Source organism: Streptomyces sp. NPDC001100 (assembly GCF_053598575.1).
This window is the reverse complement of sequence record NZ_JBSFKO010000045.1, coordinates 71,492-85,190: the sequence shown is the minus strand read 5'-3', so window position 1 is coordinate 85,190 and position 13,699 is coordinate 71,492. Positions and strand designations below refer to the sequence as shown.

The 13,699-nt window shown below is 67.7% G+C and carries 17 protein-coding genes and 3 pseudogenes; 11 read left to right on the top strand and 9 right to left on the bottom strand.

Annotation, left to right across the window (positions count from 1 at the left end; all coding sequences use genetic code 11):
• The coding region (locus ACWDEW_RS42125; protein WP_450520632.1) for a class II aldolase/adducin family protein at positions 1-228 on the top strand (228 nt) is incomplete at its 5' end.
• A gap of 20 nt (positions 229-248) precedes the next feature.
• On the opposite strand, the pseudogene ACWDEW_RS42120 reads toward ACWDEW_RS42125, so the two are convergent.
• Positions 249-401 (bottom strand): annotated as a pseudogene (locus tag ACWDEW_RS42120) (transposase); the annotation flags it as partial.
• Positions 402-1,080: 679 nt separating this feature from the next.
• Complete coding sequence (locus tag ACWDEW_RS42115) at positions 1,081-1,506, bottom strand: MarR family winged helix-turn-helix transcriptional regulator (protein ID WP_189736115.1); 426 nt, start codon at positions 1,504-1,506, stop codon at positions 1,081-1,083.
• A 172-nt stretch (positions 1,507-1,678) separates the two neighbouring features.
• Between ACWDEW_RS42115 and ACWDEW_RS42110 the strand changes: the two genes are divergently transcribed.
• The 4 genes from ACWDEW_RS42110 to ACWDEW_RS42095 all read left to right on the top strand — a co-directional run bounded on the left by ACWDEW_RS42110 (position 1,679) and on the right by ACWDEW_RS42095 (position 4,415).
• Positions 1,679-2,323 carry an MBL fold metallo-hydrolase gene (locus ACWDEW_RS42110; protein WP_450520630.1) on the top strand — a complete coding sequence of 215 codons (645 nt, stop codon included), beginning with the start codon at positions 1,679-1,681 and terminating at the stop codon, positions 2,321-2,323.
• A gap of 24 nt (positions 2,324-2,347) precedes the next feature.
• Complete coding sequence (locus ACWDEW_RS42105; protein WP_450520628.1) at positions 2,348-3,193, top strand: fumarylacetoacetate hydrolase family protein; 846 nt, start codon at positions 2,348-2,350, stop codon at positions 3,191-3,193.
• A gap of 210 nt (positions 3,194-3,403) precedes the next feature.
• On the top strand, positions 3,404-3,850 hold the full coding sequence (locus tag ACWDEW_RS42100) for a hypothetical protein (protein WP_450520626.1): 447 nt from the start codon (positions 3,404-3,406) through the stop codon (positions 3,848-3,850).
• Between the two features lie 49 nt (positions 3,851-3,899).
• A complete protein-coding gene (locus tag ACWDEW_RS42095; protein WP_450520624.1) occupies positions 3,900-4,415 on the top strand; it encodes a transposase family protein in 516 nt (171 codons plus the stop codon).
• Between the two features lie 101 nt (positions 4,416-4,516).
• Here the strand turns inward: ACWDEW_RS42095 and ACWDEW_RS42090 are convergent.
• From ACWDEW_RS42090 to ACWDEW_RS42075, 4 genes and pseudogenes are all read right to left on the bottom strand, one after another.
• Positions 4,517-4,687, bottom strand: a pseudogene (locus ACWDEW_RS42090) (transposase); the annotation flags it as partial.
• A gap of 16 nt (positions 4,688-4,703) precedes the next feature.
• Complete coding sequence (locus tag ACWDEW_RS42085; protein ID WP_450520622.1) at positions 4,704-5,141, bottom strand: hypothetical protein; 438 nt, start codon at positions 5,139-5,141, stop codon at positions 4,704-4,706.
• A gap of 374 nt (positions 5,142-5,515) precedes the next feature.
• Positions 5,516-5,707 (bottom strand): IS3 family transposase, encoded by a 192-nt coding sequence (locus tag ACWDEW_RS42080; RefSeq protein ID WP_450520621.1) that lies wholly within the window; start codon positions 5,705-5,707, stop codon positions 5,516-5,518.
• 282 nt (positions 5,708-5,989) lie between these two features.
• On the bottom strand, positions 5,990-6,562 hold the full coding sequence (locus ACWDEW_RS42075) for a TetR/AcrR family transcriptional regulator (RefSeq protein WP_450520619.1): 573 nt from the start codon (positions 6,560-6,562) through the stop codon (positions 5,990-5,992).
• A 107-nt stretch (positions 6,563-6,669) separates the two neighbouring features.
• On the opposite strand from ACWDEW_RS42075, the gene ACWDEW_RS42070 reads away from it, so the two are divergent.
• Positions 6,670-7,695: an SDR family oxidoreductase gene (locus ACWDEW_RS42070; protein WP_450520617.1), complete on the top strand. Its 1,026-nt coding sequence runs from the start codon at positions 6,670-6,672 to the stop codon at positions 7,693-7,695.
• A gap of 167 nt (positions 7,696-7,862) precedes the next feature.
• Here the strand turns inward: ACWDEW_RS42070 and ACWDEW_RS42065 are convergent, their stop codons facing one another.
• The gene (locus ACWDEW_RS42065) at positions 7,863-8,603 is read right to left on the bottom strand and encodes an SDR family NAD(P)-dependent oxidoreductase (RefSeq protein ID WP_450520615.1); all 741 of its coding nucleotides are present in this window, start codon (positions 8,601-8,603) and stop codon (positions 7,863-7,865) included.
• A gap of 89 nt (positions 8,604-8,692) precedes the next feature.
• Between ACWDEW_RS42065 and ACWDEW_RS42060 the strand changes: the two genes are divergently transcribed.
• Both ACWDEW_RS42060 and ACWDEW_RS42055 read left to right on the top strand, forming a co-directional pair.
• Positions 8,693-9,163 (top strand): MarR family winged helix-turn-helix transcriptional regulator, encoded by a 471-nt coding sequence (locus ACWDEW_RS42060; protein ID WP_450520613.1) that lies wholly within the window; start codon positions 8,693-8,695, stop codon positions 9,161-9,163.
• 1,242 nt (positions 9,164-10,405) lie between these two features.
• A pseudogene (locus ACWDEW_RS42055) lies at positions 10,406-10,858 on the top strand (transposase); the annotation flags it as partial.
• Positions 10,859-10,967: 109 nt separating this feature from the next.
• Here the strand turns inward: ACWDEW_RS42055 and ACWDEW_RS42050 are convergent.
• Positions 10,968-11,498, bottom strand: a complete 531-nt coding sequence (locus ACWDEW_RS42050; RefSeq protein ID WP_450520611.1) for a TetR/AcrR family transcriptional regulator — start codon at positions 11,496-11,498, stop codon at positions 10,968-10,970.
• Positions 11,499-11,678: 180 nt separating this feature from the next.
• On the opposite strand from ACWDEW_RS42050, the gene ACWDEW_RS42045 reads away from it, so the two are divergent.
• The 3 genes from ACWDEW_RS42045 to ACWDEW_RS42035 all read left to right on the top strand — a co-directional run bounded on the left by ACWDEW_RS42045 (position 11,679) and on the right by ACWDEW_RS42035 (position 13,136).
• The gene (locus tag ACWDEW_RS42045; protein ID WP_450520610.1) at positions 11,679-12,041 is read left to right on the top strand and encodes a DUF4267 domain-containing protein; all 363 of its coding nucleotides are present in this window, start codon (positions 11,679-11,681) and stop codon (positions 12,039-12,041) included.
• A gap of 103 nt (positions 12,042-12,144) precedes the next feature.
• Complete coding sequence (locus ACWDEW_RS42040) at positions 12,145-12,633, top strand: ester cyclase (protein WP_450520608.1); 489 nt, start codon at positions 12,145-12,147, stop codon at positions 12,631-12,633.
• Between the two features lie 167 nt (positions 12,634-12,800).
• Positions 12,801-13,136, top strand: a complete 336-nt coding sequence (locus ACWDEW_RS42035) for an NIPSNAP family protein (protein WP_450520606.1) — start codon at positions 12,801-12,803, stop codon at positions 13,134-13,136.
• Between the two features lie 111 nt (positions 13,137-13,247).
• Here ACWDEW_RS42035 and ACWDEW_RS42030 read toward each other — a convergent pair whose 3' ends face one another.
• Positions 13,248-13,490: a hypothetical protein gene (locus tag ACWDEW_RS42030; protein WP_450520639.1), complete on the bottom strand. Its 243-nt coding sequence runs from the start codon at positions 13,488-13,490 to the stop codon at positions 13,248-13,250.
• Between the last annotated feature and the right edge of the window lie 209 nt (positions 13,491-13,699).

Sequence of the window (13,699 nt, the reverse complement as noted above, 5' to 3'; positions counted from 1 at the left end):
CCGGCCGCCCTCGTCGCCAACCACGGCCCCTTCACCTGGGGCACCACCGCCCGCAAGTCCCTGGAACACGCCATCATCTGCGAGGCCGTGGCCGAGATGGCCATCCAGACCCTGGCGCTCTCACCCACCGCACCACCACCCCCGCACCTCCTGACCCGCCACTACACCCGCAAACACGGACCCGACGCCTACTACGGCAACCCGGACACCACGGCGGCTCCCAGTTGACCGCAGCCGTCCACCGAACCGAACGCGGTGACCTGCTCGTCCAGGTGCTTGGCCATCGCACTGACCTGAGACTTCGACAGCTGGGTGACGCCCAGGGACTCGGCGAGCCTCTCGACTCGGCGGGTGGAGACCCCCAGCAGGTAGGCGGTGGCGACCATTGAGAGGTGTGCATCGTGAAGTTGCTGGTCACGGGTCTGGTGTGAGGGTCGGGAGAGCTACTCGCGCTGGTCGTCGGCCGGTGTCCACGGCGAAGATCGTCTGACATGTCGTTCGGGGCGGTCCTCGGGTTCTGCTGCGCTTGCCGCGGTACCACCTCCACGATCCGTCACCGGGCCGGTACGCCGGGAGAGCGTTGGAGGGTGTGGGGAGGCGGGAGCTGGAGCGGATCACTCGCCGGAGTGAACTGGATGCGCTCACTGCGGAGTTGGCCAAGCAGTTGCAGGAGGTCCAGGCCGGGAGGGAGGAGCTCGTCATCGCCGAGCAGGACCGGGCCGCCAAGGGGGGCCATCGAGACCGTCGCCCCGACGCCCGCCCGGGTGGCAGGGCGGGCGGTTTTGCTGATCCCGCACCGCGGTGAGGCTCCCGACGAGCCCGCCCTGCATGCCGACTCCCGCGAGATCCTGGCCATCGTGCAGGCCGCCGATGGCCCGGTCCAGGTCAGGGCGGTGGGCGAGGAGCTGGGCCTTCAGGTGGCGGTGCGCGGCAAGCGCGAAGTCTCCCGGCGACCGACGATCTTCGCCGAAGTCATCCGTGCGCGACCAGCACGAGCATCCCGGACATCACGCACACCAGACCCGCGACCTGCAACTTCACTACACACAGCACTCGATGATCCAAATGAAAGCCCTTGGGCTACTTGCCATTCAAGTGTGTGGTCAGGCGTGATAGCAGAGGCAGCGCCGCCTCAAGCGTCTTTCGTTCATCGGAACTGAGAACATCGTTGATCGCGGTGCCGAGCCAGTCGGCACGCCTTCGGCGCTCCTCGGCCAGACGGCCACTTCCCGTCGGCGTGAGGTGGAGCAACAGCTTGCGCCCGTCGCTGGGGTGTGCCTCGGCATGCACAAGGCCCTGAGCCAGGAGTTCTTTGACCGCCTTGGCAGCCGACTGGTGACTGACTCCCCGCTGTTGTGCGATATCGGCGGTGGTCAGCGGGCCGCTGCGGTCCAGGTAGCCCAGGACGGCGGCCTCGCCGGGCGGCATCTTGTCGGCAGTGCGCACAGTGCGTACGAGCCGTCCGATAGTCAGGCGAAGTTCTTCAGCCAACTGATTCTCGTCCATGATGCCAGCTTACCCGTATCTATCAACCAAACTGTACACCTTGGCTCCATTGTTTGCTTTGGTGCCACAGGAGCGCCGGAGTCGAGCCGCAAGCGACCCTCACGGCGCGATATCTACAACCATGCTGTACAGTTTGGTTGTAGAACTTCGGTCGGCTCGGAAAGGACCCACTGTGAAGCTCACCAAGCACGCCCATGCCTGCGTCACGCTCGAGAAGGACGGCACCCGCCTGGTCATCGACCCCGGCACCTTCACCCCGGACGCGGCAGAAGCCGTCACCCAGGCTCACGCCGTCCTGATCACCCACGAACACTTCGACCACTTTGACGAAAAGCTCGTCGCCGCTGCTCTCGAAGCCCAGACCGGGCTGCAGGTCTACGGCACAGCCACTGTCGCGGCTACCCTCGGCAGCCACGATGGCCGCGTTCACGCCGTCGCCGCGGGCGACACCTTCAGCGTCGGTTCCATCACCGCCACCGTCCACGGCCACCGCCACGCGCTGATCCACGCCGACATCCCGTGCCCCGACAACGTCGGCTACCTCCTCGATGACGGAGCCGTCTACCACCCCGGCGACGCCTACTTCGCTCCCGACGCTCCCGTACGCACCCTCTTGCTGCCGACCAGCGGCCCATGGACAAAGCTCGGTGAAGCCGCCGACTACGTCCGCACAGTCAGGCCCGAGCGCATCATCCAGATCCACGAACTCATGCTCAGCGACCTCGGCCAGCACTCCACCGCCAATCTCCTCGGCGAGAAGGGCCTGACCGGCACCCCGATCGACCGCCTCGAGCCCGGCACCACCGTCCAGCTGTAAGACCCCAGACCCCAGGGAGCGGGCATGCGTTTCGCGACCATCCGCACCGGCAACACCCTCACCGCGGCCCGTATCGAAGGCGACCGCGCCGTCCTGGTCAACGCCAGCGACGCCGTAGACGCCTACCTGCGCCGCGACCGCTTGACGGACATCGGCGAAATGGATGCCCGCACCGCCCATTACGCCCGCGTCTCACCGGCTCCCGCACACATTCTGTGCATCGGTCTAAACTACCGAAGCCACATCGAAGAACTGGGATGCCCCACTCCCACCTACCCGACGTTCTTCGCCAAGTTCCCGTCCACGCTGACCGGACCCCGCGACACGATCGCGCTGCCCCGCATCAGCGACCACATCGACGGCGAAGCGGAACTGGCCGTCATCCTCGGGCAGCGCCTCCGCCGCGCCGGCGTGGAGGAGGCGAACCATGCCATCGCGGGCTACTGCATCGCCAACGACCTATCGCTGCGTGACTGGCAACACCGCACCACAGAAGCGCTCCAGGGCAAAGTCTTCGATCGCTCCACACCCCTCGGACCCATGCTGGTCACCCCTGAGGAACTCGACAACGCCCGCGACCTCACCGTCACCTTCACCGTCGACGGCGTCGAATGGCAACACGGCTCCACCAGCGACCTGCTGTTCACACCTGCGGAGCTAATCGCCTACTGCAGCACCTTCCTCACTCTCGAGCCCGGCGACGTCATCCTCACCGGCACCCCCGGCAAGACAGCCCACGCGGCCAAATCCCTCACCCCGGGCCAGCACCTGGTCACCGCTATCGAAGGCATAGGTGCCGCAATCAATCCCACTGGCACAGACCCCCTGCCGGACACACGCGCCATCTGGCGGGAAGAGACGGATCAATGAGCGCTGTGCATTGTGAAGCTGCAGGTCACGGGTCTGGTGTGGATGGCGGGTTGGGTACTCGTGCCGGTCGGCGGCCGATGACCATGGCGTAGATCATCGGCCGGTTCCGGCTCCGGCGGGATGCCGGGTTCGGCTGCGCCCACGACCGGCCCCCGCCTACGATCCGTCAGCAGGTCGGCACGCCGTGAGAACGCGGGAGGGCGCGGGGGGATGCAGGAGCGGCAGTGGATCACCGCCCGCCGGGGCGAACTGGACGCCCTCGCCAAGGAGTTGACCAAGCAGCTTCAGGAGGTCCAGGTCGAGCGGGACGAACTGGCGATCGCGGAGCGGGTGTTGAACCGCCTGGCCGAGCAGGCCCAGGCCGATGCCGAGGATGTCGCTTCGGTATCGGCGAAGGTGGCCGGGCGGGCAGTCCTGCTCATCCCGCACCGCAGCGACGCGGCCGACGAGGGCGCGCTGCCCGGCAACTACCGCAAGATCCTGGCGATCGTGCGGGAGGCCGACGGCCCGGTGCAGGTCAGGGCGGTCGGCGAGCGGCTGGGTCTGGATGCCTCGGTGCGCGGCAAGCTGGAACCTTTGCGGGCGAAGATGACCAAGCTCGCCGATCGCGGCTGGCTGAACAAGCGGGGCGACGGGCGGTTCACCGCACGTCCGTAGCCGCGCGGGGCGCGCCCGTAACTGACGGGCCCTGAAGAAGATCGCCCGAATGGGCGGCGGCATCGTACTGCTGGACGGATCGGTGATCCGTACCCGGCGCAGAACCGGGAAGGAAGACCGGAAGAACTACTCCGGCAACAGCAAATGCCACGGCCTGCTCGTGATCGCCCTCACCGACGACCGGGGCCGACTGCTGTGGATCTCGGCGGCCCGCCCCGGGCGCACCTCGGAGATCACCGCCTGCCGGCACGACAAGCTCACCCAGAAACTGCGGGAAGCCGGGCTCGGAGCTATCGCTGACCTGGGATTCGTCGGCCTCGATGACGGCATCCCCGACGCCGACCCGGCGGTGATCACCGGCTACAAGGCCGCCCGGAACCGGCCCCTGACGCGAGGTCAGAAGCTGTCCAACACGGCACTGGCAGCCGTCCGGGCACCCGTCGAGTACGGCTTCGCCCACCTCAAGAACTGGCGCGTCCTCGGCAAGGTACGCACCGCCCCCGCCCGGGCGACCGCCCTGGTCCGCGCCTTGCTGGTCCTCACGAACCGCGAAGTCGCCCGATGACCGACGATCTTCACGCTAGTCACCTGCCAGCGACCAGCACAAGCATCCCGATGCCCATGCACACCAGCCCCGTGACCAGCAACTTCAGCTTGCACACCGCTCATTGAGATGAGGGCCTGCGCGGCCCGCCGCCTGCCTTCCAGCAGCCAGTGCGGGAAGTAACTGCCGGTCCAGAGCTTAGGGATAGCGAGTTCGATGGTGCAGGCCCTCGTGTCCCACTCGCGCGCACGATAGCCGTTGCGCGACGAGTGTGACGATGACGGTGTCCGGGCTCAGGTAGCCGCCACTTCAATCCACGTAGATCTCGTCGGGGTCGTGTCCGAAGGCGTTGACGGAGAGAGCGAACCTCACCTCGCCGTCGGGGTAGGTGTGGAGGGCGGCGTCGGCCTGCTCGTGGTGAACGGTCATGAACTGGTGTCCGTCGGGCGACAGGCCGATGAGGCACCGGTCTTCCCACGGATACCCGACGAGATTCATCCGGTCCCCGTTCAGCGACGCGCGGTAGGTGACCGAGCCGTCCTGCCCTTCGCCCACATCGAGGAGAACGTGATCGCTCGCCGGGTGCAGCAGTTGCTGCCCGCCGTGCCCGACGGTCTGCAGATCAGCCTGTGCGACGACTGCTCCCGTCTTGGCGTCCAGGGCGACCCACTGGTCGGGGCGGTCACGGCCGGCAAGGGGCGTCGGGCCGGTAGACCCACACCACGCATTCGTTCCACGACAGGACACAACTGGGCCGGTGTCCGTGTTGCTGATCTGACTGTGGCTCGAACTGCGACCGCGAGACCTCGGCCCCGTCTGCCGTCATGCAGACGGCTGCGTTGAGGGTCGTACAGAAGGCACGCTGAAGGCCGGCGGCAACGGCGTGGTCGAGGACCATGTCATCGGGAGACGGCCGACAGGCCAGGACCGGCGACAGCACGCCCCTGGCATCGGTAGCCAGGTCATAGTGAGGTTCCCTCGGTGTGCGGGAGGTGCTGATCAGCTGGTCAGGGTGGGTTGACGGGGTTTCAGGTTCGTTCGTTTGGCCGGTGCCTGGTCGGCGTAGTGCTTCTCCTCGTACTCGACTGAGGTAGCCGAGCCGTTTCTGGATGCGCCGGGAGTTATAAGCAGCCGTCGATGTACTCGAACAGTGCGAGGTGCACCTCGGCCCGGGTGGCGAAGACGCGCCCGCGGATGCATTCGGTCTTGATGAGCATCCACAGGTTCTCCGCGAGGGCGTTGTCGCACGAGTCCCCGACCGAGCTCATGGACGCGTGAACTCCCGCCCGCATCAGGCGGGTTGTCAGCTTCACGAACGTGTACTGGGCGAGTTCAACCAGTCGTTGCAACACCGGGGTGTTGCAACGAGCGTAGCTTCTCTTCGAAGACCTCGGGGGTGTTCGCCAGCGGCGGGTGGCCGCTGCCATGTTGAGTGAGGCCGCCACCAGTTTGCAGCACCACCGGCGGCGCGGACGGTGTGTCTGTCCACCAGGCCATCTTCGTCGGCACGAGGTCGAAGTCGACGGTGATCCAGGCTGAAAGGCTCAGTGCTCGACGCCGTCGCACACGCCTGGGCACGCCGTCTCGGCTGTTGTTCAGGCGCCTCTCAGCATCGCGCGGACGGCGTCGCGGACCTCGTCGACCTGGTTCCCGTGTTCGAGCTCGATGAGCACCGCCTCGGAGGCTAGCGCGATGAGCAGGCGGACATTGACACCCACCGGCATCATGCCGGTCGCCTTCATGCTGGGGGTCACGAGCGCCTCGAACCGGTCGAGAAGCTCGGTGAACAGCGCGCTGCGCTCCGCGTGCGCGCGTGAATCCAGGATCAGCGCCTTGACTGCTCGGTTGGCCAGACACGCGTCGAGGTACGCCTCGACGGCGGCCACGAGAAAGGCGCGGCCTGGGTCCAGTGAGGCGACCGCGGCGAGCACGCGCTCTGCCACGCGGTCGTAGAACCGGCGTTCGATCGCCGCGACGAACGCGGCGCGATCGGTGAAGTGAACGTAGAAGGTGCCCTTGGCCACGCCGGCCCGGGCCGTCACCGCTGCGACGCTGAGCCCGGCGAGCCCGTCGCGGGCCGCCACCGTTTCGCCGGCGTCGAGCAGCCCGTCCCTGGTCTCGCGGCCCTTAGGGGTGACCGGGAGATCCCCGGGGCGCATCGTCGACATGCGGATAGCCTACCTGACCCAACGGTCATAAAAAAATGACCGCACGGTCATATTGAGTGCTACGGTCCTGCTGTCGAGAAGACAGCCGTACCGGAAAGGGCGAAAATATGAAGGACGACACCGTGCTCGTCACTGGAGGCACCGGGTTTCTCGGTGCGTACTGCATCCTGCGGCTGCTCCAGGCCGGTTACCGAGTGCGCACCACCCTCCGCGACCTCCGACGCTCGGCGGACGTGCGCGAGATGCTGCGCAACGGCGGGGTCGGCGACGATGCCGCCGTGGAATTCGTCCCGGCCGACCTCACCAGGGACGAAGGCTGGTCCGCCGCCGTCGCGGGCTGCACCTATGTGCTGCACGTGGCCTCCCCGTTCCCGGCGCGGGCCCCGCGCGACGAGAACGAGCTGATCATCCCGGCGCGTGACGGCACGCTGCGCGTCCTGCGCGCCGCGCGTGACGCCGGCGTCCGGCGGGTGGTGCTCACTTCGTCATTCGCCGCGATCGGCTACGGTCACGCCCGCGTGGACCACGTGTTCACCGAACTCGACTGGACCGACCCCGACAACCCCGGCGTCGAGCCCTACCAGCGATCGAAGACCCTGGCCGAACGCGCCGCGTGGGACTTCGTCCAGGACGAGGGTCTCGAACTCGCGGTCGTCAATCCTGTCGGCATCGTGGGGCCCCTGCTCGGCAACCCGACCACCTCAATCCTTCTGATACTGAGCCTGCTCAACAACGAACTGCCCGCCCTGCCCCGCCTGTCCTACGGGCTCGTCGACGTGCGCGACGTGGCCGACCTGCACCTCCGGGCCATGACCGACCCCATGGCCCGCGGTGAACGCTTCCTCGCCACGGCCGGTGACTCGCTGTGGGCGGCCGAGATCGCCCGCATCCTCAGGGACGGCCTCGGCGACGCAGGCAAACGCGTCCCGACCCGGACGCTACCCAACATCGCGGTCCGCGCCCTCGCCCTGGTGAACCCGTCGGTCCGGCCGATGGTGCACGACCTCGGCGTGTTCAAGCCGCTCAGCAACGACAAGTCGCGCCGCGTCCTGGGCTGGCAGCCGCGCTCCGCCGAGGACGCCTTGATCGCCACCGGCGAGAGTCTCCTGCGACGCGGTCTGATCAAGCGCTGAATCTTCTTCACCTCGGCGTGGGCCGGCGGAGGTCGCAGCGCCATCGTCCGGCGCTGTTCTAGCCACGTCCATATAGGTTCAGTGCGTCACGGGGTCAGCAGTGATGCGGGCATTCTGCAGGGAACCCGCCGGCAGTGCTCGGCAGGGAGGCCGCCACCCGCTTCTCGTCATGTGTTTAGGCCGCCGTCGATGGTGATGGTGGTGCCGGTGATATGGCGTCCGCCTTCCCCGGCGAGATGGGCGATCATCGCGGCAATGTCGTCCGGATGGCCGTAGCGGCCCAGCGGGGTCAGGTCCCGCATGCGGTGTGCCTGGGGGCCGTCGGCAGGGTTGGCCTCGGTATCGGTGGGGCCTGGCTGGACCAGCACGGTGTTGATGCCCCGCGGGCCGAGTTCACGCGCCAGACCGCGAACGAGACCGTGGAGCGCGGACTTGCTGGAGGCGTAGAGCGCCATGCCGGGGAAGGGCGTGTAGTCGGCAACGTTGCTGCCGAGGACGATGATCCGGCCACCCTCGGGCAGGTGGCGCAGTGCCTCCTGGACGGTGAGGATGACCGCTCGGACGTTGAGGCTGTAGGTCCGGTCAATGTCCTCGACGCTGAGTTTGTCGATCGTGCCCGGAATCATGACCGCTGCGCTGTTAACGAGGATGTCGAGCCGTCCAAGACGTTCGGCGGCCTCGTTAACAGCGCCGCGCAGCTGTGCCGGGTCCGTGCTGTCCGCCTTCAGCGGTACGGCGTTTCGGCCCAGCTCTCGGACCTGCCCTGCCAGGGTCTCGGCCTGAGCGTGGGAGCTGGTGTAGGTGAATGCAACATCGGCGCCGTCGCGTGCGAGACGCAGCACGGTTGTGGCGCCGATGCCTCGGCTGCCGCCGGTGATGAGTGCTGCCTTGCCTGTCAGGGGGTTCATGGAGGTGCCTTCCGGAAGTATCACTTGCTTAGTCAAGTGATACTCCGAGACACTTGCGCAGTCAAACGTCTGCGGGCACAGTGAGGGGCATGCACCGCGACGATGCCCTCACTCCGCAGGAGGCGCAGCTACTCCACGAACTGGGTCGCCTTGTGCATGCCCTTCCCCGGGCCCTGGAAGACGACATGAACCGCACCGCTGGCCTGGCGATGACGGACTTCGCAGTCCTCCTGCAGCTCAGCGAAGCCCCGGAACAACGCTTGCGCATGTCCGAACTCGCCACCCTCATGGGGCTGACGCCGAGCCGTATCACGCGCGTCGTCGATGGCCTGCGCAGCCGAGGTCTGGTCACTAAGGATCGCGACCCTGCCGACTTCCGCGGAATCGTCGCCACCCTCACCGCCTTGGGCCACACCGCCATGGAGGAGGCCCACCCTCACCACCGCGCCAGTGCGCGTCGGCGAGTCCTCGACCACCTGTCGGTCGACGAACTCTCCCTTCTGACGAGTGCGATCCGCCACCTCAATGCCGCCCTTGCGGGGGATATCGGCACCACCTGAACTTGACTCTGTCGGGGATCTTTGATGGTCGGGCTCAGGTGCCGAGGTTTCGCCAGGACTTTGACCGGGGGATCTCGTTCTGGTCCAGGAAGGTCTGGAAGGCGGTCGGCGGTCCACAGCCCGTCGAGGCGGTCTCTCACCCACATCGCCGTCGTACCGCCCGGGTTGCTCGCCCGCGCGATCTGAGCAGTCAGAGACGGGACTTGCTCACCAGAACGGGCACGGAGCGACAACAGACACCTCGACAACTGCATCAGTCTGCGAAACAACCCCGAGCATGCCCGCTGATCATGCTGGCGCACCCTGAAATTCCAAGATCCCCGACAGAGTCAAGCAGTTGTGACAGGACCTTGCGAGCCCAACGACGCAAACGGGTGTCCGAGGGACCCGGGAGCGGACCCCACAGCCATGCGGTCGCGTTCACCGTGCCGGCTGCCGAAGGCGTCAGGTGCCCGCGCGCTGCGCGCCGCAGGGCGATGCGGGCGTTTCATCGGCCTAGAGGCCGGTCTGGGCCTCGGGGTCAAAGGTGTTCGCGGGCCCAGGTGGTGAGCCGGCCGGCGAGGACGGTTCCGATGGCGGTGGCGGTGCCGCGGACCAGACCGGTGAGCGCGGTGCGTGACAGGTGGCGCGGCGGCCGGTTCCGGAGTTCAACCGGCCTTACCTGCTGGTGGCGATGACCGACGGCGCGCGCGTCACCGTTCCTCCGCTCCGCGCCGGTCCGACTGCTCGATCCGGTCGTTAAATGGTAGATCGGGCAGCGGGCGGGCGTCTTCGCGCTCGACGGCCGCCTGGTGGAGGCGCAGCACGCCGTAGCCGCCGAGCTGTTAGGGCTCCCGACCGGTGAAGTGGGCGAGCACGGTGCCGTCGGGTGCTCGTAGGGTGCGGCGAGTGCCCGACCCGCGGTCGTCGCCCGTTCCCGACTCCCACCTCTCGGCGGTGACGGTGATGTGCGACCAGCGGACCACGCGCATCGAGTCGCGGCCGGCGATCACGAACGCTGCGCCGGCATCGACATCAGCAAGCGGGACGCCGAAGTGTGCGTCCGCAGCCCCAGTCCCCGCCGCAAGGGGACATCCACCACCTTCGGCGCGACCACCAACGCCATCCTCGACCTGCGCGATTGCCTCTTCGAGGCACACGTCACCCTGTTCGTTATGAAGGCGACCGGCGACTGCTGTACGGGGAACGCGATCCACACGTCCTCGCCAAGCGCCGCATGCGCAGCAAGATCCCGGGAGTGAACCAGCGGTGGCCGAGGTGATCGTGGCCGAGACCGGAGGTGACGTGGCCCGGTTCCCTTCGTCCAGGCACCTGGCCTCCTGGGCCGGACTGCGTCCCGCCCGTCACGAGTCCGCCGACCGGATCCGCGGCACCCGGGTTCGGCCCGGCAACCCCTACCTCAAGGGGGTCCTCGGAATGGCCGCGTTCAAAGCAGCACGGACCAAGGACTGGTTCCTGCAAGCCCGCTACAAGCGGCTGACCGCCCGCCGCGGTCCGCTCAAGGCCTTCGTGGCCGTCGAACACCCGATCATCGCCGTGGTCTGGTACATGCTCCACGACCACATGCCCTACCACGGGCTCGGCGGCAGCTACTTCACCCAGCGGGACCCAGCGCGGGCCGCACGCCGAGCAGTGTCCCGGCTCAGCGAACTCGGCTACCGGGTCACCCTCGACCTGCTGGAAGCCGGCGGATGACCGAGTACGGCCGAAGCCCGGCGGAGATGCCCCCGACGGGGCCCGCATTCCTGCTCGAAACGCGAACCACCTGCAGTTGTTTACGCGTCAGAGTCAAGATTAAGCCAGGTCACTGGGTCAGTATGCGGTGGGCGTGTTCCAGTCGGCTCTGGACGCGTGATTCGGGCTGGCGTCCGCCCGTCTGGAGGGTGGCGAGGCCGTGCAGGGTGGCCCAGGCGACTTCTGCCCTGGTGTGGTCGGGGCCGGGGAAGACGCGGTGGATCGCTGCGAAGGCGCGCCGGAGCTCTTCGGGGGCGTTCTCGGTCCCGAATCCCAGGTCTGTGGGCATCGAGAACATGGCTTCGTACAGGTGGGGCCGCGCTGAGGCGAAGTCGAGGTAGGCGCGCATGTGTGCCATGGGGTCGCCGCCGGCCGCTTCGAGTGCTTCGGCGATTTCGGCGAACCCGCTCAGGGCCACGGCGTCAATGAGTGCTTGTCGGTTGGCGAAGGCCGAGTAGAGCACCGGCTGCGTGACGCCGATCAGAGAGGCGACCCGGCGCATTGTCACCGCCGCCCAGCCCTCCGACTCGGCGAGCTCTCGGGCGGCGCGGATGATCTGGTCGCGCCTCAGATCCAGGTCCGGAGCCGGTCTAGGAGACATGGTGCTGACCCTAGCACGGTTACCTATCGCCGTTAGCGAACGAGGGCGCCACTGTTTGGCTCGCTTCCGCAACACCCGGTGGCGTGGAGGGGCCTGTCGTCGACGATGCGTAGGCGCATCGGATGGGCGTATGCTAGCGTCGTTACGGAACGTCGATAGATAACGCTGAAAGGAATCCTCATGGTGATCACCGCCCTCGTTGTCGCCCTCCTCGGTTGCGCCTTCATCCTGTTCATCGGTGGCCGGTTCCTACTGGCCCCCCATGTCGCCATGGCCGGATTCGGGGTGCCCGAAGACAGCCTCCGCGCCCTGACCAGCATCAAGGGCGTTCGCGACATCACCTCAGGAGTGGTGCCACTCGTCGCCCTCGCGGCCGCCGGCACCCACGTCTTCGGCTGGGCCATGCTCGCCGCGGCGATCACTCCGATCGGAGACGCCGTCATCGTCCGCACCAACGGAGGGACCCTCCGCCACGCGCTGACCATTCATGGGGCCACAGCCTCGCTGCTCATCGCCGTCGGCCTCATCCTCGCCCTCGCGTAGCACGGACGCGGGCCATGACAGTGACCCGCCCCGCCAGGTCCCTCGTCACCGCCACCACCTGCTTATCCCTCCCGGTTCGTCCCGACACCAGAAAGGCAGTCCCATGACCACTGCGAACCAGCTCGGCACCTCCGCCATCACCGGCTCCGCGGCACGCTCCGACTCGGGCGTCATCGACATCGTCCGCGCCTTCTACGAGCCGTTCCGCACCGGCGACACCACCGTCTACAGCGAGATCCTCGCCGACGACTGGATCGACATCCCGCTCGCACCCGGCCAGGAGCAGGGGCCCGCAGGCATGGCGGCACAGATCGCGGCATTCCGCCGGGCGATGCCCGACTACGACGTCACGCACGAGGACCTTGTCATCGGAGGCGACCGGGTCGCCGTCAGGAACACGGTCAGCGGAACCCATCAGGGCGCCTTCATGGGATACGAGCCCACTGGCCGGCGCGTCGAGATACGCACGATCGACATCCACCAGCTGCGCGAGAACCGGATCGCCGTCACCTGGCACCTCGAGGACTTCGCCGGCCTGATGGCCCAACTCACCGCCCCCGCCGGCGCTCCCGTCCCCGCGGCCTGGAGCTGATGCTGCATCAGACCGCTTCCGCCCGGCGGGATCTCCGGCCGGGCGGAAGCAACAACGGCAGCAGCTCGCCCCTGCCGTCCCTATGCCAGCCCTCCGGTTGACCCACCAGCCCACATATCCGCCCGCCCCAAAGTCCGGGACGATTCTCACAGAACGGAACCCTTCCCATGCTGTACCAGCTCAGGACCTACACCCTTCGCACAGCCGAAGCGCTCGACGCCTACGCGGACGTCCACTGGCCGCGGCACGTGCCGAGCCTGCGCCGGTTCGGCGTCACCACCCACGGAGTGTGGACGGAGCCGGACTCACCCCTGCACCGACTGTTCGCGCTGGTCTCCTACCCGGAGGGCGCAGACCCGGCTGAGGTCGTGCGCACGTTCCTGGCCAGCCCGGAGCAGGCTGCCGACATGCAGGGCTTCGACCTGTCCGACCTGGTGGGCGTCGAGGAAGTCCTCCTCGCGCCCCGCCTCGACGTGACACCCAGCCTCATCCCTGGAAGCTAGTAGGGCTTGGTCAGGTTCGTAGTGGTGTGGGTATGTCGCGGTGGCAGGTGGGGCGGGCGCCGGTCCAGGTGGCGAGGAGGGTCTGCAGTTTGCGAACCACTTGTTAGAGGCTCAGTCCTGCGCCGCGTCTTTTGGGTCTTGTGCCAGTCGTCGCAGGGTGCAGAAGGCGTGGGCGGCGGAGACGAGGGTGACGTGGCGGTGCCAGCCGCCCCAGGTGCGGCCCTCGAAGTGGGCCAGTCCCAGGGCCTGTTTCATCTCGCGGTAGTCGTGCTCGATGCGCCGGCGCAGCTTGGCGAGCCGCACCACAGTGGCCAGCGGCATGCCGGAGGGCAGGTTCGCCAGCCAGAACTGCACCGGTTCGGGTTCGGTGGCGGGCCACTCTGCCAGCAGCCATCGCTCGGGCAGCTCCGGCCCGTCGGTGGCCTGGCAGATGCCGCGTCCGGCTTGGGCGCACGCGCACGGCGACGAACCGCGAGTGCATGCGTTTGAAGCCGCTTCGGCCCTTGCCCGGCCGGGAACCTCCCCGCCAGGACACCGGCCCCGCAGCCGTTCGCCCGGCCGCG

Coding starts and splice junctions, on each gene's coding strand:
- ACWDEW_RS42100 (WP_450520626.1), top strand. CDS start 3,404: ATGCAGGAGCGGCAGTGGATCACCGCCCGCCGGGGCGAACTGGACGCC.
- ACWDEW_RS42045 (WP_450520610.1), top strand. CDS start 11,679: ATGGTGATCACCGCCCTCGTTGTCGCCCTCCTCGGTTGCGCCTTCATC.
- ACWDEW_RS42105 (WP_450520628.1), top strand. CDS start 2,348: ATGCGTTTCGCGACCATCCGCACCGGCAACACCCTCACCGCGGCCCGT.
- ACWDEW_RS42115 (WP_189736115.1), bottom strand. CDS start 1,506: ATGGACGAGAATCAGTTGGCTGAAGAACTTCGCCTGACTATCGGACGG.
- ACWDEW_RS42065 (WP_450520615.1), bottom strand. CDS start 8,603: ATGAACCCCCTGACAGGCAAGGCAGCACTCATCACCGGCGGCAGCCGA.
- ACWDEW_RS42035 (WP_450520606.1), top strand. CDS start 12,801: ATGCTGTACCAGCTCAGGACCTACACCCTTCGCACAGCCGAAGCGCTC.
- ACWDEW_RS42095 (WP_450520624.1), top strand. CDS start 3,900: ATGGGCGGCGGCATCGTACTGCTGGACGGATCGGTGATCCGTACCCGG.
- ACWDEW_RS42050 (WP_450520611.1), bottom strand. CDS start 11,498: ATGTCTCCTAGACCGGCTCCGGACCTGGATCTGAGGCGCGACCAGATC.
- ACWDEW_RS42075 (WP_450520619.1), bottom strand. CDS start 6,562: ATGTCGACGATGCGCCCCGGGGATCTCCCGGTCACCCCTAAGGGCCGC.
- ACWDEW_RS42040 (WP_450520608.1), top strand. CDS start 12,145: ATGACCACTGCGAACCAGCTCGGCACCTCCGCCATCACCGGCTCCGCG.
- ACWDEW_RS42060 (WP_450520613.1), top strand. CDS start 8,693: ATGCACCGCGACGATGCCCTCACTCCGCAGGAGGCGCAGCTACTCCAC.
- ACWDEW_RS42070 (WP_450520617.1), top strand. CDS start 6,670: ATGAAGGACGACACCGTGCTCGTCACTGGAGGCACCGGGTTTCTCGGT.